This is a genomic window from Stenotrophomonas sp. 85239_Sma, assembly GCF_056481725.1.
In genome coordinates, this window is record NZ_CM151163.1 from 4526108 (window position 1) to 4549831 (window position 23724).

At 68.1% G+C, this 23724-nt stretch carries 22 protein-coding genes; 6 read left to right on the plus strand and 16 right to left on the minus strand.

Going from position 1 to position 23724, the window contains the following annotated elements:
- Positions 1 to 88: 88 nt before the first annotated feature.
- From uvrD to rpmB, 5 genes are all read right to left on the minus strand, one after another.
- Positions 89 to 2281: a DNA helicase II gene (uvrD, locus tag ACYKG1_RS21045; RefSeq protein ID WP_478471319.1), complete on the minus strand. Its 2193-nt coding sequence runs from the start codon at positions 2279 to 2281 to the stop codon at positions 89 to 91.
- A 9-nt stretch (positions 2282 to 2290) separates the two neighbouring features.
- On the minus strand, positions 2291 to 3712 hold the full coding sequence (locus ACYKG1_RS21050) for an FAD/NAD(P)-binding protein (protein WP_262228005.1): 1422 nt from the start codon (positions 3710 to 3712) through the stop codon (positions 2291 to 2293).
- Between the two features lie 45 nt (positions 3713 to 3757).
- Entirely contained in the window at positions 3758 to 5176 is a 1419-nt protein-coding gene (gene cls, locus ACYKG1_RS21055; RefSeq protein WP_262228033.1) for a cardiolipin synthase, read from the minus strand.
- A gap of 180 nt (positions 5177 to 5356) precedes the next feature.
- Entirely contained in the window at positions 5357 to 5524 is a 168-nt protein-coding gene (gene rpmG, locus ACYKG1_RS21060) for a 50S ribosomal protein L33 (RefSeq protein WP_169411268.1), read from the minus strand.
- A 10-nt stretch (positions 5525 to 5534) separates the two neighbouring features.
- Positions 5535 to 5771 (minus strand): 50S ribosomal protein L28, encoded by a 237-nt coding sequence (gene rpmB / locus ACYKG1_RS21065; RefSeq protein WP_005411638.1) that lies wholly within the window; start codon positions 5769 to 5771, stop codon positions 5535 to 5537.
- Positions 5772 to 6052: 281 nt separating this feature from the next.
- Between rpmB and ACYKG1_RS21070 the strand changes: the two genes are divergently transcribed.
- The gene (locus tag ACYKG1_RS21070; RefSeq protein ID WP_478471320.1) at positions 6053 to 7267 is read left to right on the plus strand and encodes a glycosyltransferase; all 1215 of its coding nucleotides are present in this window, start codon (positions 6053 to 6055) and stop codon (positions 7265 to 7267) included.
- A 13-nt stretch (positions 7268 to 7280) separates the two neighbouring features.
- On the opposite strand, the gene ACYKG1_RS21075 is transcribed toward ACYKG1_RS21070, so the two are convergent.
- Positions 7281 to 7790, minus strand: a complete 510-nt coding sequence (locus tag ACYKG1_RS21075) for a DNA polymerase III subunit epsilon (protein WP_478471322.1) — start codon at positions 7788 to 7790, stop codon at positions 7281 to 7283.
- 55 nt (positions 7791 to 7845) lie between these two features.
- Positions 7846 to 8739, minus strand: a complete 894-nt coding sequence (locus tag ACYKG1_RS21080; RefSeq protein ID WP_478471324.1) for a LysR substrate-binding domain-containing protein — start codon at positions 8737 to 8739, stop codon at positions 7846 to 7848.
- 108 nt (positions 8740 to 8847) lie between these two features.
- On the opposite strand from ACYKG1_RS21080, the gene ACYKG1_RS21085 reads away from it, so the two are divergent.
- From ACYKG1_RS21085 to ACYKG1_RS21105, 5 genes are all read left to right on the plus strand, one after another.
- Positions 8848 to 9249, plus strand: coding sequence for a RidA family protein (locus tag ACYKG1_RS21085; RefSeq protein ID WP_478471326.1), 402 nt, complete (start codon positions 8848 to 8850; stop codon positions 9247 to 9249).
- Positions 9250 to 9447: 198 nt separating this feature from the next.
- Positions 9448 to 9783: a hypothetical protein gene (locus tag ACYKG1_RS21090; protein WP_100474792.1), complete on the plus strand. Its 336-nt coding sequence runs from the start codon at positions 9448 to 9450 to the stop codon at positions 9781 to 9783.
- A 56-nt stretch (positions 9784 to 9839) separates the two neighbouring features.
- A complete protein-coding gene (locus ACYKG1_RS21095; protein WP_478471328.1) occupies positions 9840 to 11093 on the plus strand; it encodes a TolC family protein in 1254 nt (417 codons plus the stop codon).
- Positions 11090 to 12295 carry an efflux RND transporter periplasmic adaptor subunit gene (locus tag ACYKG1_RS21100; RefSeq protein WP_262228009.1) on the plus strand — a complete coding sequence of 402 codons (1206 nt, stop codon included), beginning with the start codon at positions 11090 to 11092 and terminating at the stop codon, positions 12293 to 12295. The genes ACYKG1_RS21095 and ACYKG1_RS21100 overlap by 4 nt, the downstream gene beginning before the upstream one ends.
- Positions 12296 to 12305: 10 nt before the next feature.
- A complete protein-coding gene (locus tag ACYKG1_RS21105) occupies positions 12306 to 15515 on the plus strand; it encodes an efflux RND transporter permease subunit (RefSeq protein WP_478471330.1) in 3210 nt (1069 codons plus the stop codon).
- A 102-nt stretch (positions 15516 to 15617) separates the two neighbouring features.
- On the opposite strand, the gene ACYKG1_RS21110 is transcribed toward ACYKG1_RS21105, so the two are convergent.
- From ACYKG1_RS21110 to ACYKG1_RS21150, 9 genes are all read right to left on the minus strand, one after another.
- A complete protein-coding gene (locus tag ACYKG1_RS21110) occupies positions 15618 to 17390 on the minus strand; it encodes a DUF885 domain-containing protein (protein ID WP_478471331.1) in 1773 nt (590 codons plus the stop codon).
- A gap of 173 nt (positions 17391 to 17563) precedes the next feature.
- A complete protein-coding gene (locus ACYKG1_RS21115; protein ID WP_162292089.1) occupies positions 17564 to 17911 on the minus strand; it encodes a lipid-A-disaccharide synthase N-terminal domain-containing protein in 348 nt (115 codons plus the stop codon).
- On the minus strand, positions 17911 to 18633 hold the full coding sequence (locus ACYKG1_RS21120; protein WP_100474808.1) for a glycosyltransferase family 2 protein: 723 nt from the start codon (positions 18631 to 18633) through the stop codon (positions 17911 to 17913). Before ACYKG1_RS21120 ends, ACYKG1_RS21115 begins: the two co-directional genes overlap by 1 nt.
- A gap of 90 nt (positions 18634 to 18723) precedes the next feature.
- Complete coding sequence (locus ACYKG1_RS21125) at positions 18724 to 19689, minus strand: NAD-dependent epimerase/dehydratase family protein (protein ID WP_262084201.1); 966 nt, start codon at positions 19687 to 19689, stop codon at positions 18724 to 18726.
- 45 nt (positions 19690 to 19734) lie between these two features.
- Positions 19735 to 20469 (minus strand): suppressor of fused domain protein, encoded by a 735-nt coding sequence (locus ACYKG1_RS21130; RefSeq protein WP_100474810.1) that lies wholly within the window; start codon positions 20467 to 20469, stop codon positions 19735 to 19737.
- A gap of 95 nt (positions 20470 to 20564) precedes the next feature.
- Positions 20565 to 21488: a ParB/RepB/Spo0J family partition protein gene (locus ACYKG1_RS21135; protein ID WP_008267278.1), complete on the minus strand. Its 924-nt coding sequence runs from the start codon at positions 21486 to 21488 to the stop codon at positions 20565 to 20567.
- On the minus strand, positions 21488 to 22285 hold the full coding sequence (locus ACYKG1_RS21140) for a ParA family protein (RefSeq protein ID WP_014648884.1): 798 nt from the start codon (positions 22283 to 22285) through the stop codon (positions 21488 to 21490). Before ACYKG1_RS21140 ends, ACYKG1_RS21135 begins: the two co-directional genes overlap by 1 nt.
- Before the next feature lie 112 nt (positions 22286 to 22397).
- Positions 22398 to 23036: a 16S rRNA (guanine(527)-N(7))-methyltransferase RsmG gene (gene rsmG / locus ACYKG1_RS21145; RefSeq protein WP_478471334.1), complete on the minus strand. Its 639-nt coding sequence runs from the start codon at positions 23034 to 23036 to the stop codon at positions 22398 to 22400.
- 39 nt (positions 23037 to 23075) lie between these two features.
- Complete coding sequence (locus ACYKG1_RS21150) at positions 23076 to 23675, minus strand: 4'-phosphopantetheinyl transferase family protein (RefSeq protein ID WP_262084199.1); 600 nt, start codon at positions 23673 to 23675, stop codon at positions 23076 to 23078.
- Positions 23676 to 23724: the final 49 nt, after the last annotated feature.

The following is a 23724-nucleotide window of genomic DNA, read 5'->3' on the forward strand; positions in this document are numbered from 1 at the left end:
AACGGGAAAGGGATCTGACCCCAACCACGTGCATTCCGCGATGGGGTCAGAGCCCTCCCTGCGGGAGGGATCCGCCCCTCGACGGTGATCAGATCACCGTCAGGTTGGCATACGCCATCACCAGCCACTTGCTGCCGGCGTCGGCGAACTCGACCTGCACGCGGGCGTGGGCGCCGTTGCCTTCGTAGTCGGTCACCATGCCTTCGCCGAACTTGGGATGGGTGACCAGTGCGCCGAGCTTGATCGGCGGTGCCTCGATCGAGGCGTGGCCCATCACCCGGCTGGCGCCCATCGAGGCCGGCCGCGAGACCTGCACCTTCGGGCGCACTTCGTGCAGCAGCTCGCGCGGGATCTCACGCAGGAAGCGCGACGGCAGGCTGTAGTTGTCCTGGCCGTGGATGCGGCGCGATTCGGCGTAGCTCAGCACCAGCTTCTGGCGCGCGCGGGTGATGCCGACGTAGGCCAGGCGGCGCTCTTCTTCCAACCGCCCACTTTCCTCCAGCGAACGTGCGCTGGGGAACAGGCCTTCCTCCAGTCCGGCCAGGAACACCAGCGGGAACTCCAGGCCCTTGGCCGAATGCAGGGTCATCAGCTGCACGCCGTCCTCGCCCGCCTGCGCCTGGCCCTCGCCGGCCTCCAGCGCGGCATAGGCCAGGAACGCGACCAGCTCGTCCATGTCCTCGCCCACTTCCTCGATATCATCTGCCCGGCGCACGAAGCGCGAGGCCACCGAGACCAGTTCGTCGAGGTTGTCGGTGCGCGATTCGGAGTCCAGCGCGTTGCGGCTTTCCTTGCTCCAGTGCTCGCGCAGCTGCGAGCGGGCCAGCACGTGGTCCACGCGCTCAGCCAGGGTCATGTGCACGGTCTGCGCGTGCAGCTCGTTGACCAGCACCAGGAAGCCGGCCAGCGCATTGCGCGCACGTGCGGCCAGCGCGCTGCCCTGGGTGACCAGCATGGTCGCTTCCCACAGCGAGATGCCCTGCGCGCGCGCCTCGCGGCGCACCTCGTCCAGCGTGCGGTCGCCGATGCCACGCGTCGGCGTGTTGACCGCGCGCTCGAAGGCGGCGTCATCGTTGCGGTTGGACAACAGGCGCAGGTAGGCCAGCGCATCCTTGATTTCGGCACGCTCGAAGAAGCGCATGCCGCCGTACACGCGGTACGGCACCTGCTCGCTCAGCAGCGCTTCTTCCAGCGCGCGCGACTGCGCGTTGCTGCGGTAGAGCACGGCCACTTCGGTGTAGCTGCCCCCATCGCGCACCCATTGGCGGGCACGCTCGACGATGTAGCGCGCTTCGTCCATCTCGTTGTACGCGGCGTACAGGTCGACCGGCTCGCCGTCGCCGCTGTCGGTCCACAGCTGCTTGCCGATGCGGTCCGGGTTGTGCGCGATCACCGCGTTGGCGGCGCCGAGGATGTTGGCGGTGGAGCGGTAGTTCTGCTCCAGGCGGATGGTCTGCGCGCCCGGGAAGTCGCGCAGGAAGCCCTGCACGTTCTCAACCTTGGCACCGCGCCAGCCGTAGATGGCCTGGTCATCGTCACCGACCACGAACACGTGGCCGGAATCGCCGGCCAGTACGCGCACGAAGGCGTACTGGATGGCGTTGGTGTCCTGGAACTCGTCCACCAGGATTTCGCGGAAACGGGCGCGGTAGTGCGCCAGCAGCGCCGGGTTGTCGCGCAGCAGTTCATGCGCGCGCAGCAGCAGCTCGGCGAAGTCGACCAGACCGGCGCGGTCGCAGCGTGCCTGGTACTCGATGTAGGCCTGGCGCATGGTTTCCAGCCAGGCGTCGTGCGGCTCGGGCTGGATGTGCTGCGGGCGGCGGCCTTCGTCCTTCTGCGCGTTGATCCACCACGCGATCTGCTTGGCCGAGTACTTGCCGTCGTCCAGTTCCAGCGCCTGCACCACGCGCTTGACCAGCCGCAGCTGGTCGTCCGAATCCATCACCTGGAAGCCTTCGGGCAGCTTCGCGTCCTGCCAGTGCAGGCGCAGCAGGCGGTTGGCCAGACCGTGGAAGGTGCCGATCCACATGCCACGGCTGCCGTTGGGCAGCTGGGCATCGATGCGGTGGCGCATTTCGCCGGCCGCCTTGTTGGTGAAGGTCACCGCGAAAATGCCGTGGGTCGGCACGCCATCGACTTCATGCAGCCAGGCGATGCGGTGGGTGAGAACGCGGGTCTTGCCGGAACCGGCACCGGCAAGCACCAGGTGGTGGCCGGGGGGAGCGGAGACGGCTTCGCGCTGGGCCGGGTTCAGGCCATCAAGCAGGTGGGAGACATCCATGCCCCCATTTTACGGCATCGCCGTCGCGGCTCCTGCGACCACCTGGGTGGCCAGTGCCTGCGCCTGCTGACGCAGTTCAGGCACCGCCAGGCTTTCCCACAGGCTGCCGATGCGCAGGCTGCCAAGCACGCCCAGCCGTGCCTGCGGCTGGCCACCGGCGGCACACAGGCGGTCGCCCGGCACCGTGCTGTCCAGGCCCAGCCCGTGCGGGCCGGAGCGTGCCAGCCCATCGGCCTGCAGCTGCTGCAACAACGGATTGCGCAAGGCACTGGCACGGGTTTCCACGCCGGTGGCGTTGATCACCCCGCCGATCGTCCACTGCTGTTCATTGCCCGAGGCATCGCGGCCGGACAGTTGCAGGGCATCGCCTTCGCGGCAGACGCGCTGCAGGCGGGACCGGTGGATACGCAGTTGGCCGCTGTCCTGCAGGGACTGCAGCTGTGCGTCGACCTCTTCGGCGATGCGGTGGCGATGCACGTCCCAATAGCGCACCACATGGCGCAGGAAGCGGCGCTGGTCGGCCTCATCGAGGCTGCACCACAGCGCCTGCCCGTGCGGACGGATGCGGTCCATCACGCCCTGCCACGGCAGGCCGTCGGCCTGCGCCTGACGCGCGAACCCGCGCAATGCGCGCAAGCGCTGGCGCAGGTTCATCGGCAGCAACGTGGCCGGGTCGAACGTGGGCAGGCCGCCATGCGCATGCGGCAACGGCAGCAGGCCATGGCGCGAGATCACGTGCAGCGGGCCGGTGTGGCCGGCGGCGACCAATGCCAGCACGGTGTCGGCCATGCTCAGGCCGGACCCGACAATGGCCACGGCCTGCTCGCCGGCCAGGGTGCGCACGCCGTCGTAGTCCCAGGCCTCGATCACATCGTCGGCAGGCAGCGCATCGGCACCGGCCACCGGCAGCGGGCGCATGCTGTTGCCGGTGGCCAGCACCGCCTGCGCGGCGTGCAGCGTGTGGCCATCGCCCAGCTGCAGGCGGTAGCCGTGGTCATCCGGCTGCAGGCCCAGCACTGGCTGCGCGATCACCCGGAGCTGCGCCGGGCTCGCGGCGGCGGCCTCCTGCAGGCGCTGCTGCAGGTAGGCCGCAAAATAGTGCCGGCACACGTAGCGCTCGCCCAGCACCTCGCGCGCCTCGCCCGGGTAGGCATTGGCAACCATCAGGTAGTCGAGGAAATCGCCGGGCTGGTCGGCAAACGCACTCATCTTCGCCGCCGGCACGTTCAGCAGGTGTTCGGGCCACGGTGTGGCATAGGCGATGCCCTGCGCCAGCTGCGAGGCCGGCTCAAAAATGGCCAGCACCAACGGCGCCTGGGCCTGGCGCAACACCTGGATCGCCACCAGCACCCCGGCCGCGCCGCCACCGATGATCGCCAGGTCCAGTTCGCCATTACGCGGTGAATCAGTCATGTGCTGATTGTAGGTCATCGGCGATGACAGGCCGGATTGCCGAAGTGGGCGGCCGGCCTTGCCTCACATCAACGCATCGGCCAAGCGTGCGATGCCTTCGCGGCTGCGCCGCCACGTGGGGCGGCTGCGCCACTGCTGCAGGTCCAGCTGTCGTGACTCGCGCAGGTAGCCGTCCTCGATCGCGCACAGCTGCTGGACCAGCGCGCGGTCGTAGCAGATCAGGCCGATTTCGGCATTCAGCGCGAACGAGCGGATATCCATGTTGATCGAGCCGAGCACGGCGATGTCCTCGTCCACGCTCATGTGCTTGGCGTGCAGGAACTGCGGTTCGTACAGGGCGATGCGCACACCACAGCGCAGCAACTCGTCGTAGTACGCCTCCTGCGCCCACGAAGTCAGCCGCTGGTTGTTGCTGGCCGACAGGATCAGCTGCACGTCCACGCCGGACAACGCCGCAATGCGCAAGGCGCTCAGCGTGGCTTCGTCGGGCACGAAGTACGGGGTGACCATCACCAGCCGGCGCCGTGCCAGGTGGATCAGCGCCGCCACCGCATCGCGTGCGTTGCTGTAGGGATAGGCCGGGCCGCTGGGCAGCAGCTGGGTGGCGATGTCGTCGCTGCACTCGGGCACATCGGCGATCACGTCCAGGCGCTGGCCGGTTTCCATGTACCAGTCGCTGGCGAACACCGCCTCCAGGTGCGCCACCGCCGGGCCGCGCACGCGCGCCACCAGCTCGCGGTTCGGGTGGCCGGGCACGAACTGCGGGCCCGCCAGGTTCTGCGAACCGACATAGGCCACTTCGTTGTCGATCACCGCGATCTTGCGGTGGTTGCGCAGGTCCATGCGCCCGCTGCGGCGCCAGCGCAGGCCACCGGGCAGCATCGCGCGCACTTCGATGTCGCGCGCTTGCAGGCGCTTGCGGTAGGCGCGCAGGCCGCGCTTGGCACCGACCGCGTCGAGCAGCACGCGGCACTGCACGCCACGTGCGGCCGCACGCTGCAATGCCTCGGCCACCGCCTCGCCCACCGCGTCATCGAACATCAGGTAGTACAGCAGGTGCACGCGGTCTTCGGCCTGATCGATGTCGGCGATCAGCGTGTGCAGTGATTCATCGTAGTCGGTCAGCAGGTCGACCGCGTTGCCATGCACCGGCATGAAGTCGCCTTGGCGCTGCACCAACGGCACGATCTCGGCGCAGGCGGTGTCCGGCCGCGGGGCCCAGCGCAGGCGATGCTGCAGCGCCTGTTCCTCGCGGATCACCTGCGAGGCCTCGGCCTGGCGGCGGATACGCTCGCGCGACAGCCACGGGTGGCCGAACAGCAGGTACAGCGGCAGGCCCAGCAGCGGCACGAAACCGACCAGCAGCAACCAGCTGCGCGCCGCACCCGGCGTGGTGCGGGTGGGGATCCAGCACAGCGCGACCAGCCGGATCAGCCAGTCGATCAGCAGCAGGTACGAACCCAGCAACCACTCGAACAGCATCGTGTCGCCCGTCGGGAGGTGATGGGCCATTCTGCCCAGCGGGGTGTGTAGAGTCGAGCCGCGCTCGACTGCCTTGAACCCGCGTGTCGACCACGGTCGGCACCCACCATCTGGATGCCAGACATGAAAAAACCCGCCACAAGGGCGGGTTTCTTCGCGGGGACCAGCCATCCTTGCGGATTACTTGATCTTGCCTTCCTTGTACAGGACGTGCTTGCGCACGACCGGATCGTACTTCAGGAATTCCATCTTCCCCGGGGTGTTCTTCTTGTTCTTGTCCGTGGTGTAGAAGTGGCCGGTACCGGCCGAGGAAATCATACGGACCTTATCGCGCTTGCCTGCCATGATGCTTTACTCCTCAGACCTTTTCGCCGCGCGCACGCAGCTCAGCCAGAACGGAATCAATGCCGTTCTTGTCGATGGTGCGCAGTGCATGCGCGGAAACACGAAGCTTGACCCAGCGGTTCTCGCTGGCCACCCAGAAACGGCGCTCGTGCAGATTCGGCAGGAAACGACGACGGGTCTTGTTGTTGGCGTGCGAGACGTTGTTACCCGTCTGCACTCGCTTGCCGGAAACCTGGCATACGCGGGACATTGCGCACCTCGATAGTAGTTGTTGTCAGCCCGTAGCCCGGGAGACGGCGGCCTCGATGGTTGCCCACCACACGTCAAGAGAATCAAAGGGTTACGCTAGCGTTGGGCGGCCGGGGACGTGCTCCCGGGGGCGCCGCCCGGTAGAAAACCGGACACAGCGAGCCGCGCATTATGCACGGGTTCAAGCACTTGCGCAAGTTACCCACAGGCTGCGGCTGAACGCGGCAGTGCCAGCCCTTCTCGCCAGCCTCCATACTGGCGCCGTCCAATGCGGAGCTTTCCATGCGGCTGCTGGCCCTGACCTACGGAACCGAAGGCGATACACGCCCCCTGGCCATGCTCTGCCATGGCCTGATTGGCGCAGGCCACGAGGTGACACTGCTGGCCGACGGCGGCACCCTGGGCAGCGCGCGGGCGCTGAATGTGCCCCATGCGGCCCTGGAAGGTGACATCCATGACGAAGTGGTCGCACTGGTCTCGCGTGGCAACGGTGTCGCCGCCGCCAGTACCGGCCTGGCACGGATGGCGGTGCAGCATGTCAGTGGCTGGATGCGCCAGGCGGATGCGGCGGCCGAGGGTTGCGACGCGATTCTGACGGGTGGGCTGGCGGCCTTTGTCGGCATGAGCGTGGGCGAACACCGGGGTCTGCCGGTGATCGGCACCGGCATGATTCCGCTGACCCCGACGCGTGCCTTCCGCTCCCCGTTCCTGCCACCTGGACGCTCGCCGGGCTGGTTGAACCGGGCCAGCTACGGTCTGGTCAACGGCCTGATCTGGCGACAGTTCCGCCGGCCGATCAACGAGGCCCGCAAGCAGCTGGGGCAATCGCCACGCCGCTCGCTGTGGTCCGGCCTGCCGATGCTCTATGGCATCTCGCCACAGCTGCTGCCGCCACCGGCGGACTGGCCAGCCGACCACATCGTCTGTGGCCAATGGCGGCTTCCGGATGCCCCGTGGACACCCCCGGCCGGCCTGCAGGCTTTCCTCGATGCCGGCCCGCCGCCGGTTTACCTGGGTTTTGGCAGCATGACCGGCTTTGATCGCGATCGCGTGCTGCCGGCCTTGCTGCAGGCGCTGGCACCGCGGCGTGTCCTGCTGTTCCCCGGCTGGATGGGACTGCCTGCGATGACCTTGCCCGATTCGGTCTTCGTGCTCGGCCCGACGCCACACGAAGCACTGTTCCCGCATTGCGCACTCGCCATCCACCATGGTGGCAGCGGCACTACGCATTCGGCCTGCCGCGCCGGCATTCCCTCGCTGGTGATGCCGTTCGCCGCGGATCAGTTCTTCTGGGCCGATCGCCTGTATCGATTGGGCGTGGCACCGGCACCGTTGTCACCGACACGACTGGATGCAGCAACGCTGGCAGCAGCCATCGCCTTCGCTGAAACCGAAGCAACACGCGCACGCGCGGCGGCTCTGGGCGTAGCGATGGGCGATGAGGACGGGGTGGCATGTGGCGTGGCAATGATCGAGCGCTGGTTGCGGCCGATGTAACAGCGGCCAGGCCTCAACGCAGGTGCGGAATCACCTGGGCCAGCAGATGGGCATCCTTCAGCGCGCCGTGCAGGCCCCGGTTGCCGGGAATGCGCAGGCGCTGCAGCACATCGTCCAGCTTGTTGCCCTGGCCCGGCCAGCGCCCGCGCGCCAGCTTCAGGCTGCAGGTGATGCGGCAATGCTGGGCCAGCGTGCCGGGGATACCAGCCAGGCGCAGCTCGTTGTCCAGGAAGCCCACATCGAAGGTGGCGTTGTGCGCGACCATCTCGCTGCCGCGCAGGAAATCCAGCAGTTCAGCGGCCTTGCTGGAGAACAGTGGCTTGCCCACCAGCATCGCATCGCTGATGCCATGCACGCGCTGCGCGCCCCAGTCGACCTTGCGCTGCGGCTGCAGGTAGGTGTGGAACTGACCGCCGCTGAGCTGGCCATCGATCAGTTCGACGGCACCGATTTCGATGACCCGGTGCCCCAGGCGGTGGGAGATGCCGGTGGTTTCGGTATCCACTGCAACGATGCGACTCATCAGGGTATGCGTTCTCCGGTACGTGCGTCGGGATTTTCGCACGCGACCGATGCACTCACCCCAGCGTTTCCACCGCCCAGTCGATGAACACCCGCAGCCGTTGGCTCATGTGCCGGTTCGGCGGGAACATCACGTGCATCGGCATCGGCGGCAGCTGCCAGTCCTGCAGCACCGGCAGCAGCTCACCGCGCGCCACGTGCGGATCGGCCATGTAGCTGGGCAGCGCGACCACGCCCAGGCCGGCCAGCGCAGCGGCCAGATAAGCGTTGCCATCATCGAAGCCGACCGTGTAGCGGCCCTGCACCTCGATGCGCTCATCGCCGCGCTGCGCACTGAACACCCGCGCCCGGCCGCTGCGCGGGCTGAGGAAGCCGACCATGTGGTGGTTCGGCCCGTCCAGCGCGCGCGGGTCGGCAGGCAACCCGAAGCGCTGCACATAGCCCGGGCTGGCGTGGAAACCGATCGGCAGCGCAGCCAACGGCCGTGCCACCAGCGCCGGGTCGGCCGGGGTACCGCCGCGAATCACGCAGTCGACGTTGTCGGCGATGACATCGACCTCGCGGTCGCTGACGCCGATGTCCAGCTGGATCTCCGGGCAGCGCGCCTGGAAATCCGGCAACGCCGGCACCAGCCGCAACCGCGCGTACGGCCCCGGCACATCCACGCGCAGGCGTCCGCGCGGTTGGGTGGCCGCGTCGCCCAGCCCGCCCTCCACCTCTTCCAGCTCGGCCAGCAGGCGGGCGATGCGTGGGTAATAGGCCGCGCCGTCGGCGGTGACGCTGACCCGCCGGGTGGTGCGGTTGAGCAGGCGCAGCCGCAGGTGCGCCTCCAGTTGCTGCACCAGCTGCGTGGCCGTAGTGCGGCTGATCTGCAGGGTCTGCGCGGCGCGGGTGAAGCTGCCGGTTTCCACCACGCGGGCAAATGCCCGCATCGCCTCGAAACGGTCCATGGCGGGCCATGATTGTTTGGGATTGGCAATCAATCTAGGCCGATCATCGCGGTTTATCCAGACAGCGGCGACGAGGAGGATGGCATTTTCTCCCACGGGATCTTCCCCATGTCACAGCGAGATGTCGTTTTCCCCGCCGGGCGCCAGGCCCTGTACGAACGCAACCGCTACTCGCCGGCGATCCGTTCCAATGGCTTCCTGTTCGTTTCCGGCCAGGTCGGCAGCCGCGAGGATGGTTCGCCCGAGCCGGATTTCGAAACCCAGGTGCGCCGCGCCTTCGAGAACCTCAACGCGGTGCTGGCCGCCGCCGGCTGCACCTTCGATGACGTGGTCGACGTGACCGTGTTCCTGATCGATCCGGAAACGAACTTCGAGAAGGCCTGGGCGATCGTGCCCGGGTATTGGGGCGAGGCGCCGCACCCGACCCTGACCGGTATCGGCGTGACCTGGCTGTATGGGTTCCAGTTCGAGATCAAGGTGATCGCGAAGCTGCCCGCAGACCGGCGGTAGTGCCGGCCGCTGGCCGGCGATGTGTCGGGGGTCGAAAAGCGTGTCGACCAAGGTCGACACCCACCAGAGCAGAAGTTCAGCACCCACCAAGGCAGAAGGAGGCCCCCAAGTCGCCCACCTGAACGGGAGATTCCGACGGATTCCCGAGGTGGCCATTGATATTGTATCCGGCGAAAACCGCTTGCTAGCCTCCCCTCCATGCGCCGGATCACCCGCCAACTGCGTACGTACCTGATGATGCTGCTGATGGCGGCATTCGTGGTCGTGCCGGTGGCCGACGCACTGGTGTGTGCGGTGGAACCGCATGCCAGCAGCGCCCATGTCGAGTCCCTGGCGGACGATGCAGGCGACGACAGCGACAGCAAGCACACCGGTGCCTGCACGCATAACCACTGCCATCACTCCACGCTGAGCCTGCCAGCAAATGATTTCGCCGTCTTCGGTACGCCACTGCCGGCGCGCTGGATGAATGCCGGCGACGTGGCGACCTATGCGGTCGCCCAGGATGAATTGACACGTCCCCCCCGGGCGTGAGTTGAGCGCGTCCCGCAATCGCGGGCTCCCGTTTCACTCACAACCGGAATCCCCCTATGTCGATCCTGACACCTCGGTCGCCGCGCGCGGCCGGGCTGGTCGTCGCCGTGTTGCTGGGCCTGGCCCCGGCGGCTTCGGTGATGGCGCAAGCCGCCCCTTCCTACGACACCCTGCTTGAACGCCTGGACCAGCTGCCCGGCACCCGCGTCGGTACGGCGCTGGCCGAGGCGGCCGACGCGCGCGCCGACCAGGCCCGTGCGTTGCCCAACCCTTCTCTCTCCTACTCGGCCGAGAACGCCTGGGGCACCGGCTCCTATGGCGGCATGGGCAAGGCCGATACCGTACTCACCCTGTCCCAGCCGCTGGAGGTCTGGGGCCAGCGTGGCGCGCGTGTCCGTGCCGCCCGTGCCGAGGCACAGGCCGCCAACCTGCGTGGTGCCCAAAGCCGCAGCGACGTGGCCAGCCAGCTGGCGGTGGTCTACGCACAGGCGGAAAGTGCACTGCGCCGCTATTCCCTGGCCGAAGAGGCGCTGACCCTTACCCGCGATGACGCCAACGCCGTCAACGCGATGGTCAAGCAGGGGCGCGAACCGCAACTGCGCGCGGTGCAGGCGCAGAGCGAAGTGGCCAACGCCAGCGCCGCGCTGGATGAGGCGCAGGCGTTCCGCGACGCCGCGCTGGCACGCCTCGCCGGTGCCGCGCTGCTGGATACGCCGGTGCAGTCGATCGACAACAGCCTGCTCGACCGTGCACCGCCGCTGCCACGGGGTGCGACCGATGTGGCGCTGGCGGTACGCATCGCCGAAGCCGAAGCCGATGCGGCCGGCAAGCTGGTCGACGTGGAGCGCAAGCGCGCCCTGCCCGATCTGAGCGTCACCGCCGCGCAGACCCGCTTCCGCGAAGGCGGCGAGCGTGCCTACACCCTCGGGGTCAGCCTCAGCATCCCGCTGTTCGACCGCAACCGCGGTGGCATCCGCGCCGCCAATGCCGACCAGCGCGCGGCCGAGGCACGCCTGGACCAGCAGCGCCGCGACAGCGAGGCCGCACGCCTTGCCGCCGTGGCCGGGCTGAAGGCCGCCGGCAGCCGTACCCGGGCCGCCGATGAAAGCGTGGCCGCCGCCGAGGAGGCGTATCGCCTGGCCCGTGTCGGCTTCGACGCCGGACGCATCTCGCAGCTGGAACTGCGCAGCACGCGCAGCGCCCTCATCGCCGCCCGCGGCACTGCCGTGGACGCGCGCCTGTCGCGCGTCGGCGCGGAAATCGATCTTGCCCGCCTTGAAGGGCGCGCGCCTTTTGTGGAGGCCCCATGACTCTCTCCCGTACTTTCCCGCTGATCGGCGCCGTGCTGCTGGCCGTGCTGTTGGCCGGCTGCGCTGGCAACGCGCAGACACCTGCAAATGAAGACCCCGCCGCGGCCAAGGCGGGCGCCGACGATGGCCATGGCCACGCGACCGACAGCAAGGAAGCCAAGGCCGAATCCGCGAAGGCACCCCCCGATGCGGATGAGGGTGTCGTGCAGTTGACCCCTGAGCAGATCAAGGCGTCCGGTATCGAAGTGGTCGCGATCGGTCGCGGTGGCGGTGGCTCCACGCGCCTGTCCGGCCGGGTCGAACCGTCGGTGGGCGCCCGCGCCTCGGTCGCCTCCACGGTGACCGGTCGCGTCGAGCGCGTGCTGGTCGCGCCGGGCACCGCGGTGAGGCAGAACCAGGCGCTGGCCATCGTGGTCAGTGGCGAGGCCGCGGTGTTCCGCGCCAATGCGCTGGCCGCATCGGCCGAAGCCGAGGCCGCGCGCCTGGCCTATGGCCGCGACAAGGCGCTGGTCGACCAGGGCGTGGTCGCCCGCCAGGAACTGGAGGCCTCGCGCGCGCGCTCGCTGGCGGCACAGGCCCAGGCCGCCGCCGCGCAGGCACAGGCCGCCGCCAACGGGGCGCCCGATGCCAGTGGCCGCGTGCGCATCACCAGCCCGGTGGCCGGCATCGTCGGCAACGTGCAGGTCACCCCGGGCGGCGTGGTTGCTGCCGGCAGCGCGGTGGCCGACGTCGCCGACCCGACAATGAACGAGCTGGTGTTCACCGCACCGCCGGCGCTGGCTGCGCAGGTCACGCCGGGCATGAAGCTGGAAGTGAGCGTGCCAGGTGGCAGTTTCACCGCCACCGTCACCGGTTCGGCCGCCGACGTGCGCCAGCAGGGTGGCGTCGCGGTGATCCGTGCCACGCCGGTGGACGCTTCGCTGCCGCCGGCCGGATCGCCGGTATCGGCGGTAGTCGTCACTGATGGCCAGGATGGCTCGCTCAGCGTGCCCGCCGATGCGGTGCAGAACGTTGATGGCAGCAGCGCGGTGTTCGTCGCCGTCGACGGCGGCTTCAAGGCGCAGCCGGTGCTGGCCGGGCGCCGTGCCGGCGACCGCATCGAGATCCTCGGTGGCCTGACCGGCAACGAGCGCATCGTCGGTGCCAACGCCTTCCTGCTCAAGGCCGAACTGGCCAAGGGCGAAGCCGAGCACGGCCACTGAGGAGGCGACCATGTTCAAGCTGATCATTGAAACAGCGGTACGCCACCGCTGGCTGGTGGTGTTCATGGCGGCGCTGATCGCCGCCGTGGGCCTGTTCCAGCTGGGCAAGCTGCCGATCGACGCGGTGCCGGACATCACCAACCGCCAGGTGCAGATCAACACGGTGGCACCGGCGCTGACGCCGGAGCAGATCGAACGGCAGGTGACCTACCCGCTGGAAACCGCGCTGGCCGGCATTCCCGGCCTGACCACCACGCGTTCGTTGTCGCGCAATGGCTTCTCGCAGGTCACCGCGATCTTCACCGATGCGACCGACATCTACTTCGCCCGCCAGCAGGTGGCCGAACGCATGCGCGAGGCATCGGAAGACCTGCCCGATGGCGCGTCGCCGATGCTGTCGCCGGTCACCACCGGCCTCGGCGAGGTGCTGATGTGGACGGTGGACTTCACCGCGTTCGATCCGGCCAAGCTGGCCAAGCCCGGTGAAGCGGGTTGGCAGGCCGGCGAGGTCTACCGCACGCCGGAAGGCACTCTGCTTCGCACGCCGGAAGAACGTGCCACCTACCTGCGCACCGTGCAGGACTGGATCATCGCGCCGCAGATGCGTTCCAGCCCGGGGCTGGCCGGCGTCGATACGGTCGGCGGCTACGTCAAGGAATACGGCGTGCATCCGGACAGTGCCAAGCTGGCCGCGCACGGCCTCGGCCTGGCCGATCTGGTCACTGCCCTGCAGCGTTCCAACGTGCAGGCCGGTGCCGGTTTCGTGCAGCGTGCCGGCGAGGGCCTGGTGGTACGTGCCGACGGCCTGGCGCTGACCACCGACGATCTGGCACAGGCCCCGGTAGCCACCCGCAATGGCGTGGTGGTACGCGTGGCCGATGTGGCCGAGGTCGAGCTGAGCCACGCACCGCGCCTGGGTGCGGCCAGCCGCAACGGCCATGAAGCCGTGCTGGGTACCGCGCTGATGATTGCCGGCGGCAACAGCCGCACCGTGGCCCAGGCCGCGGCGACGCGCCTGGAGCAGGTGAACAAATCGCTGCCGGCCGACATCGTGGCCGCACCGGTGCTGGACCGCAGCGTGCTGGTCAATTCCACCATCAAGACCGTGGCCAAGAACCTCACCGAGGGCGCGCTGCTGGTGGTGGTGGTGCTGTTCCTGCTGCTGGGCAACCTGCGTGCGGCGACGATCACCGCGCTGGTGATTCCGCTGTCGTTCCTGTTCGCGGTGATCGGCATGAACCGCTTCGGCATCAGCGGCAACCTGATGAGCCTGGGTGCGCTGGACTTCGGCATCCTGGTGGACGGCGCTGTGATCGTGGTCGAGTCGACGCTGCTGATGCTGGGCCAGCGCCGCGCCGAACTGGGCCGTGCGTTGACCGCGATGGAACGCCTGCGCGTGGCCGCCGATTCGGCGATGAAGATGGCGCGCCCCGCGGCCTTTGGCCAGCTGATCATCCTGCTGGTGTTCGCGCCGATCCTCACCCTGGAAGGCGTGGAGGGCAAGACCTTCCACCCGATGGCAGCCACCTTCATGCTGGCCCTGGTCGGTGCCTTCATCTTCTCCTTCACCTTCGTGCCGGCGATGGCCGCGCTGCTGGTGCGCGAGCCCAAGGTGAAGGACGGTGATACGCATGCCGATGATGGCGAGCACGAGACGAAACTGATCCGCGTGCTGCGTGCGCGCATCGAACCGGTGGTGCGCAAGGCCGTGGCGCATCCGCGCACGGTGCTGGCCGGTGCGGTGATGATGATGGTGGTGGGTATCGGTTCGTTCTCGCTGCTGGGCCGCGAGTTCATGCCGACGCTGGACGAAGGCAACGTGGCGATGCAGGCCCTGCGCGTGCCGTCGACGTCGCTGGAGCAGTCGCTGGCAATGCAGCTGGCACTGGAAAAGGCGATTGCCAAACAGCCGGAGGTGGAAACCGTGTTCTCGCGTACCGGTACCGCCGAGGCAGCGATCGACCCGATGCCGACCAACATCTCCGACAGCGTGATCGTGCTGAAGCCACGCAAGGACTGGCCGGATCCGAAGCTCGGCAAGGATGCACTGGTGGCACGCTTCGAGAAGCTGGCCGGGCAGCAGCTGGGCAACAGTTTCGAGTTCAGCCAGCCGATCGAGCTGCGCTTCAACGAACTGATTTCCGGCGTGCGTACCGACCTGGCGGTGATGATCTTCGGCGATGACTTCAGCCAGCTGCAGAAGGTGGCCGACCAGGTGGCGTTGAAGCTGCGTGCAGTGGATGGCGCGGCCGACGTGCGGGTGGAGCAGATCTCCGGCCTGCCCACGCTCAACGTGGCCATCGACCACGTTGCAGCGGCACAGTACGGGCTGACCGCCGCGGACGTGAGCGATGCACTGTCCACCGGCATTGGTGGTACCGCGGCCGGCAAGATCTTCGAAGGCGACCGCCGCTTCAACGTGGTGGTGCGCCTGGACGATGCCTCGCGCAACGATCCGGACCAGTTGGCTTCGTTGCCGATCGCTACGCCGTCGGGGTTGGTGATTCCGCTGTCGTCGGTCGCGCGCATCACGGTCAGCGAAGGGCCGAACCAGATCAGCCGCAACAACGGCAGCCGCCGCGTGGTGGTGCAGGCCAACGTGCGCGGTCGTGACCTCGGCGGCTTCGTGGGTGAAGCGCAGGCGGCGGTGGCCGACGTGGCACTACCGCCGGGCGCCTACCTGACCTGGGGTGGCCAGTTCGAGAACCTGCAGCGTGCCGAGAAGCGGCTGGCAACGGTGGTGCCGGTGGTGTTCCTGCTGATCGGCAGCCTGCTGTTCATGGCCCTGCGCAGCGGCAAGGAGGCCATTCTGGTGTTCAGCTGCGTGCCGTTGGCGCTGGTCGGCGGCATCCTCGCGCTGCTGCTGCGTGGCATGCCGTTCTCGGTGTCGGCGGCGGTTGGTTTCATCGCCGTCTCCGGCGTGGCCACCTTGAACGGCCTGGTGCTGATGCAGGCGATCCGAGAGCGCCTGGATGCCGGTGACCTGCCGCTGCAGGCGGCGATCAACGGCGCCTCCAGCCGCATCCGCGCAGTGCTGACCACGGCGCTGGTGGCCATCGTCGGCTTCATTCCGATGGCGATCGCCAGCGGTTCCGGTGCCGAGGTGCAGAAGCCACTGGCAACGGTGGTGATCGGTGGCCTGATCACCGCCACCGTGTTGACCCTGCTGGTGCTGCCGACCTTCGCGGCACGGGTGGCCAAGCCGAGGGCGGTGGGATGATGTGATGCCGGGGTCGGAGCCCTTTCCGTGGGAAAGGGATCCGACCCCATGCGGGTCGGATCCCCGCCCGACGGGCGGGGCTCTGACCCGATCACACAACGGTCAGGCCTTCTTGCGTTCGGCGATGTACGCCTGGATCTGCTGTTCCAGCACCGGCAGCGGCACCGAGCCCTGCTTGAGCAGGGTGTCGTGGAAACCCTTGATGTCGAACTTGTCGCCCAGCTCCTTCTCTGCCTGCGCACGCAGGCGCACGATGGCGATCTCGCCCAGCTTGTAGCTCAGCGCCTGGCCCGGCCAGGAAATGTAACGGTCCACTTCGGTGGTCACTTCATGCTCGCTCAGCGCAGTGTGGTCACGCAGGTAGGCCAGCGCCTGCTCGCGGGTCCAGCCCTTGCTGTGCACGCCGGTATCGATCACCAGGCGCGCCGCACGCCACATTTCGTAGGTCAGGCGACCGAAATCCTCGTAAGGGGTTTCGTAGATGCCCATCTCCACGCCCAGCTTCTCGCAGTACAGCGCCCAGCCTTCGCCATAGGCAGAGATGTAGGTGTTGCGGCGGAACTCGGGCAGGTTTTTCTGCTCGGCGGCAATCGCCCCCTGCAGCGAGTGGCCCGGGTCGGATTCATGCAGGGTCAGCGCCGGCAGGTTGTACAACGGGCGCGACGGCAGGTTGTAGGTGTTGAGCCAGTAGGTACCCATACCACCGCGGCCGGCGGTCCAGAACGGGGCGATGTCCGGCGGCACCGGCACGATGGTGAAGCGCGCGCGCGGCAGCGTCATGTATTTGCCGAGCTGGCCATCGGCCCGCTTGGAGATCCACGCGGCACGCGACAGCAGCTCTTCCGGCGTCTTCGCATAGAACTGCGGATCGGTGCGCAGGAAGGCCAGGAACTCGGCGAAGCTGCCCTTGAACTTCACCTGCTTGATGATGTCGTTCATTTCCTTCTGGATGCGCGCGACTTCATCCAGGCCGATGCGGTGGATCTCGTCCGGCGACAGGTCCAGCGTGGTGTATTCGTGGATCTGCTGCTTGTAGTACGCCTTGCCGTCCGGCATCGCTTCGGCGGCCAGGGTGGTACGCGCCTGCGGCACGTACTCGTTGACGAAGAAGGTGCGCAGTTGCTGGAACGCCGGCACTACCTTGCCACTGATCGCTTCACGCGCCTGCGCCTGCAGCCTGGCCTGCTCTGCGGCCGGGATGCTGTTGGGCAGCTTCTTGAACGGCGCGTACAGCGGCGAATCGGTCGGGTCCTTCAGCTCGGCGACGGTGGCGATGGACACTTCGCGGCCATCGAGCACCGCGCGCGGCACGCTGAAGCCACGCTTCAGGCCGGCGCGCATGTTCTCGGTCTGCTGGCCGAAGTAGCGCGGCACATCGTTCAGGCGTGCGATGTAGTTCTGGTAGTCCTGCACGGTCTTCATCTCGCGCCGGGCCATGAAGGACAGGTTGGACCAGAACGAGGAGTCGGCGTTGAACGGCATCTCGTAACCACGCAGGCGCACTTCCTCGGCCAGGTTGAACACCTGATCGCGGTAGATCGCGTAGTTGATCTGGTTGTCGGGCGACAGGGTCTTCGGGTCGATCTTCTTCAGTGCAGCCAGGGTCTCGTCCCACACCTTCAGGCGCGCCTGCTGCGCGGCCGGGCCGACGTCGGGCATGCGGGTGGCGTTTGCAGGGGCGTCCTCGTCCTCGCTGGCCTCGCCGCCACCCTGCTGGCGCCACTTCCATTCCTTCTCGTACAGCGCGCGGAAGGCGGCGTCGGCGGGCGATTCAGTGGCCACGCTGGCCGGTGCGGCGGTGGCGGGAGGCGCGGCCAGGGCCACGGCGGGGGCGGACAGGGCGATCAGCAGGGCAACGGCAAGACGGGTTTTCACGAGCACAGGTTCCCGGGAAGGCAGACCCCGATCATGGCACCGCGCACGGCCCGTGGCATGGGACGAAGGTCCTGCCTGGGCATGCGGTAGATCCACGCCATGCGTGGATGGGCCAGGCCGGGATACAGATGTGCCGACCAAGGTCGGCAGCTACCGGATGGGGCCCCCGGCGCCTAGTGGCTGGCCCTGTCCCGCTTCCAGCCCCGGTGCTTGATGTCCAGGTGCAGGCTGTACAGCGCGGTGAACGCCGGGAACAGGTTCTGCAGCACGCCCACAGAGTCCTGCTTGGCCGAGAACAGGAAGTAGCTCAGCGTCATCAGGCTGCCGACCACGCTCATGTACCAGAACAGACGCGGGATCACCGGCTTGCCCGCACGCTTGGAGGCAATGAACTGGACCAGCCAGCGGCCACCGAACATCAGCGCACCGGTGTAGCCGATCAGCTTCCAGCCGGTCACATGCAGGCCGGTCCAGTACAGCCAGGTCAGCGGCTGGTCGAGCCAGTGCAGCTCCAGATCCATCAACGCTCCTCCACCGCGGTGCGCTTGCTGCGGGTGATCAGCCAGGCCACGCCGCGCAGGTCACGGATGCCCACCAACGCGCGGCCCAGGTTGTTGTACTTGGAGACACCAGCGGTACGGTGGCGATGGTTGACCGGCACGCTGGTGGTCTTCCAGCCGGCACGCTGCATCAGCGCCGGCAGGTAGCGGTGCATGTGGTCGAAGTACGGCAGATCGAGGAACGCACTGCGCTCGAACAGCTTGATGCCGCAGCCGGTGTCGGGCGTATCGTCGCGCAGCATGCGTGCGCGGATGGCGTTGGCCCACTTGCTGGCCCAGCGCTTGCTGCCGCTGTCCTGGCGGTTGACGCGCCAGCCAGCGAACAGCTTCACCTGCGCCTCGGCGGCGTCGCGCGCGGCGAGCAGCCTGGGGATATCGGCCGGATCGTTCTGGCCATCGCCATCCAGGGTCGCGATCCACGGCGCGCGCGCGTGCTTGACGCCGGTGCGCACGGCGGTGCTCTGCCCGCTCTGGTTCACATGGTGCAGCACGCGCAGTTCCGGGGTGGTCGCCTTCAGGCCCTGCAGCACCGCCAGGGTGTCATCGCGCGAGTGATCGTCGATGTAGACGATCTCGAACGGCAACCGCCCACGCAGCGCAGCGGTGATTTCGGCAACCAGCGGGGCGACATTGTCGCGCTCGTTGAATACCGGGACGACGACGGAAAGCTCGGGTTGGCTCATAAGGCACTCGGCCAAAGGGGGGACAAAGACCGCGCATTCTCCGAAACCAAGGTTATCCGAAGATGAACCCCGCGGCGTGAGGATCCATCCTCAGGCGCGATCACCAAAATACTCGCGGCACCACTGCACCACAGGTGGCAGGCCTTCTTCGATCGGGGTCACCGCATCGAAGCCGAAAGCGTCATGTGCGCGCCGGGTGTCGGCCATCGTGCGCACCATGTCGCCGGGCTGCATGGGCTTGTAGACCTTCTGCGCGGGGCGGCCGGCGGCCTGCTCGATCACGCTGATGAAGCGCTCCAGCTCGACCGGCGTATGGTTGCCGAGGTTGAACACCCGGTGCGGCACCGGACCGTCGGCCGGATGCGCGAGGGCGCCGAGAATACCGGATACGATGTCGGAAACATGTGTGAAATCGCGCTGCATGCGGCCTTCGTTGAACACGTCGATCGGCCGCCCGGCCAGCACCGCGCGCGAGAACAGCAGCGGCGCCATGTCCGGCCGGCCCCACGGGCCATACACGGTGAAGAAGCGCAGGCCAGTGGCGCGCAGGCCGTACAGCTGCGCGTAGGTATGGGCCATCAGTTCGTTGGCGGCCTTGGTCGCCGCGTACAGCGAGCGCGGTTGGTCCACGCGCTGGTCCTCGGAGAACGGCGGCGTGGCCGAATCGCCGTAGACCGAGCTGCTGGAGGCATACACCAGGTGTTGCACGCCACGGTGGCGGCACAGCTCGAGCATGTTGACGAAGCCGACCAGGTTGCTGTCGACGTAGGCCTGCGGGTTCTCCAGCGAATAGCGCACGCCGGCCTGCGCGGCCAGGTGGATCACCGCGGTCGGCTGCACTTCGTCGAACAGCGCGGCCAGGCCCTCGCGGTCGGTCAGGTCCAGTGCGCGCAGGTCCAGCGTCGGGCACAGCGCGGCCACGCGGTCGCGCTTGATCTGCGGGTCGTAGTAGTCGTTGAAGTTGTCCAGGCCGACCACGGCGTGGCCGGCCTCCAGCAGCGCGCGGGCGGTGTAGGCACCGATGAAGCCGGCAGCGCCGGTGAGCAGGATGGTCATGACAGGGGCCTGGAAACGAAGTTCAGGCCGCTGATGTTACCGGTCTCAGAACAAACCGAAACGCTTCCTGGCCACGTTGGTGCGGCCGGGTTCGATCACGTCCTGGATCTTCTTCGCATCGAAGCGGTCCAGCAGCGCCTCGGCGCCCTTCTTCAGCTTCAGGTCCATCTCTTCCGGGTACAGCGGGACCAGGGACATGAAGCTGATGGTCTTGCCATCGTCCAGTTCCAGTGCGGCGAAGTCGTCCGGAGCAGTCACCGGCGGCAGCACGATGGCACCGTCGAAGCCGACGCCCGGCGCGTAGGGTTCGCTGGGATGGCCGTTGGGGATGGTGTGGCCGAAGCCCAGCCAGGTGTCGTACTCGTGCGGCAGCCGCGCCATGCCCTTCAGCAGGCGCACCGGCCAGTAGTTGCGCTCGTCCTCGAAGGCCTCCTGCGAGATCGGCCACTCGGCCGGCAGGGTCACCATCAGTTCCATGTAGCGCGGCACGTCCGCGTCCAGCTCGGCGGGCACGGTCATCGGCAGATCGCTCATGCCGGAGGTCACCAGCCGCACATGCGGGCAGTGGTCATTGGGAGGCACCACGTGCACGTCGATGTGCACCAGGTCGGAGATGATTTCGTGCAGGACCGTGGCGATCGGTCCGAGATGGCGCTCGATGTGCGCGCTGATCGCCTCGATATGCTGCTCTTCGCCGACGGCGAGCACGAAGTCCTTTTCGCGCTGGTGCACCAGGATCTGGGTGCCGTCCGGGCTGACGCCCTCGTATTCGTTGCTCATGTCCCGCTCCCTGATGAGGCCACGGCGCGCGCGGCGGTACGTTCCCTGTCACCGGCAGGACCCGGCACGCCGCGTCCCCCGTCACTGCGCCGGGCTCAGCCCTGGCGCGTGCGCAGCTTTTCCAGCACGCCGTCCAGCGTGTCCAGGTCGGTGTAGTGGATGATCAGCTTGCCCTTGCCGCCGCGGCCATGATTGATCGCCACCTTGGCACCCAGCGCTTCGGACAGTTCGGTTTCCAGCGAGGCGATGTCGGCCTGCTGCACCTTCGGCGTGGCCACCGGGCGGTTGCTTGGCACCTTGCCGGCGGCGAAGGCCTGCGCACGGCGCTCGACCTCGCGCACCGACCAGCCTTCGTCGGCCGCTTCCTGCGCCAGCTTGCCGGCCAGCTCGGGGGCAAGGGTCAGCAGCGCACGGGCGTGGCCCATTTCCAGGCGACGGGTTTCCAGCAGCAGGCGGATCGCCACCGGCAGCTCCAGCAGGCGCAGCAGGTTGGACACCGCCGCGCGCGAGCGGCCAACGGCCTCGGCGGCCTCGGCATGGGTCAGGGTGAACTCGCTGATCAGGCGCTGCAGCGCCTCGGCTTCTTCCAGCGGGTTGAGGTCTTCGCGCTGGATGTTCTCGATCAGCGCCATCGCGATGACGGTGCGGTCTTCCAGCTCGCGCACCACCACAGGCACTTCGTCCAGGCCGGCCAGCTGCGAGGCGCGCCAGCGGCGTTCACCGGCGACGATTTCGTAGTTACCTGCCGGCAGCTGGCGCACCAGGATCGGCTGGATCACGCCCTGCGACTTGATCGAGTCGGCCAGCTCGGAGAGCTTGCCCTCGTCCATCTCGCGCCGCGGCTGGTACTTGCCCGGCTGCAGCTGGCCCACGGCCAGCTTGCGCAGTACTTCACCCGGCAACGGCTCGATCACTGCGGTGGTGGCCTGCACCTGGCTGACCGCGCCTTTCGGGCCCAGCAGCGCATCCAGGCCACGGCCGAGGCCTCGCTTCTTGGCTGCCGGCTTGCTGCTGGTCATCAGACGATCTCCACGGCCTTGCCGGCCTTGTTGCGTTCGTTGTTGCGGCGGATGATCTCGCCGGCCAGACCCAGGTAGGCCACGCCACCGCGCGAAGCGCGGTCGTAGCCGACGATGCTCTGGCCATGGCTGGGCGCCTCGGCCAGGCGCACGTTGCGCGGCACGATGGTGCGGAACACGCGATCGCCGAAGTGCTCGGTGAGCTCGGCCGAGACCGCGTTGGCCAGGTTGTTGCGCACGTCGAACATGGTGCGCAGCACGCCTTCGATCTCCAGCGCCGGGTTCAGGCTGGTACGCAGCGCCTCGATGGTTTCCACCAGCGCGCTCAGGCCTTCCAGCGCGTAGTACTCGCACTGCATCGGCACGATCACCGAGTCGGCGGCGGCCAGCGCGTTGAGCGTCAGCAGCGACAGCGCCGGCGGGCAGTCGATCAGGATGTAGTCGTACTCGTCGCGGATCGGCGCCAGCGCGCGCTTCAGGCGCTGCTCGCGTTCGCTCTGGCCCATCAGCTGGATCTCGGCAGCGGTCAGGTCGATGTTGCCGGGCAGCAGGTCGTAGCCCTCGGCCGTCTGCACGCGCACATCGGCGGCGCTGTTCTCGCCGAGCAGCAGGTCACAGGTGGAGGCGGCCAGCTCTCGTTTGTCCACGCCACTGCCCATGGTCGCGTTGCCCTGCGAATCCAGGTCGACCAACAGCACGCGCTTGGGTGCGTTGGCCAGGGAAGCGGCCAGGTTGACGGCGGTCGTGGTCTTGCCGACGCCACCCTTCTGGTTGGCGATGGCGATGATGCGGGCCATGCGGGTGTGCCTCGTCGACGTGTGCTGGGACCGGTCATTATGCGTACAACCGGCCCCTTGCGGAAATCGTGGATCGCCAACCTCTTGTTCCACAAGGGGCTGGCGACGGGAATCAGGGGCCTGTAACAGTGACCAGGTGGCGTTCGCCGGCCAGGCCGGGCACGTCCAGCGGGGTCACCTCGCGCACCTGCCAGCCAGCCGGCAGGCCCGCGATCTCTTCATGCGGGTAGACGCCCTTCATGGCCAGCAGCACGCCGCCGGGGCGCAGCAGGTGGCCACCGACGCGGACGATGCCGGCCAGGGTATCCATCGCGCGCGCGGTCAGCTGGTCGTAGCGGCCGGCCTCGTCCAGCGCCTCGGCACGCGATTCGGCCACGCGGGCGTTGCCCAGGCCGAGCTGGCGCACGGCCTCGCGCATGAAGCGCGCCTTCTTGCCGTTGCTCTCGACCAGGGTGACCTGCAGGCCCGGGCAGGCGATCGCCAGCGGGATGCCGGGCAGCCCGGGGCCGGTGCCGAGGTCGGCCAGGCTGCCGTCGGCCACGAACGGCTGCATCGCCAGCGAGTCGAGCAGGTGGCGGGTGACCATCTCCTGCGGATCGCGGATGGCGGTGAGGTTGTAGGTGCCGTTCCAGCGGTGCAGCAGGGCCAGGTAACGCAGCAGCGGCGGCGCCAGCGCGGCGTCCAGGCCCATGCTGGCCAGGCCCTGTTCCAGCGTGGCAGCCACGCTGGCGGGAAGTGGGTGTTCGCTCATACCGGCATTATCGCCGGTTTTGCGCGCTGATTCCCCGCTTCAGTGCGGATACCAGGCCAACGCCGCACGGAACTGGCCGCTGGCCTGCCATTCGTGCAGGTGCCAGCGCGTGGCCTCGCCCAGTTCCGGGTCGCACCAGCGCAGGTGCAGGGCGCCATCGGCCCCCGGTGCCAGCTGCAGGCGGTGCAGGCCGAACGAGATGCCCTGCCCGTGCGCCTTCAGGATGGCCTCCTTGATGCACCACACGCGGAAGAACCAGTGCTCGCGACCGGCCGCGTCCAGGCTTTCCAGCCAGGCCACCTCCTCGGGGTGGAAGAAACGCTGCACGATCTCCAGCAGGCGGGCCCGCGGCCGCAGCAGCTCCAGGTCCACGCCCAGCCGCACGCCTTCGCCCAGCGCTACCAGCAGCACCTCGCCACTGTGGCTCCAGCCGGTGCCGTAGTGGGCCAGCGCGCCGCTCAGTTCCGGCCGGCCCTTGTCATCACGGACCAGTGGCAGCGTCTGCGGGTCGGCGCCCAGCGCCTGCGCCAGCACCTGCCGCGCCTGCGGTTCGCCGCGCTGGCCTGGCACATGCGGACGCCGCCAGACCGTCACCGGACCGAAGCGCCACGGGCCGTCGAGGGTGGCTGGCAGGCTCATCCGCACGCGCCCGTCACGCAATTCCACGACGGGTTCACGGCCGTGCGCG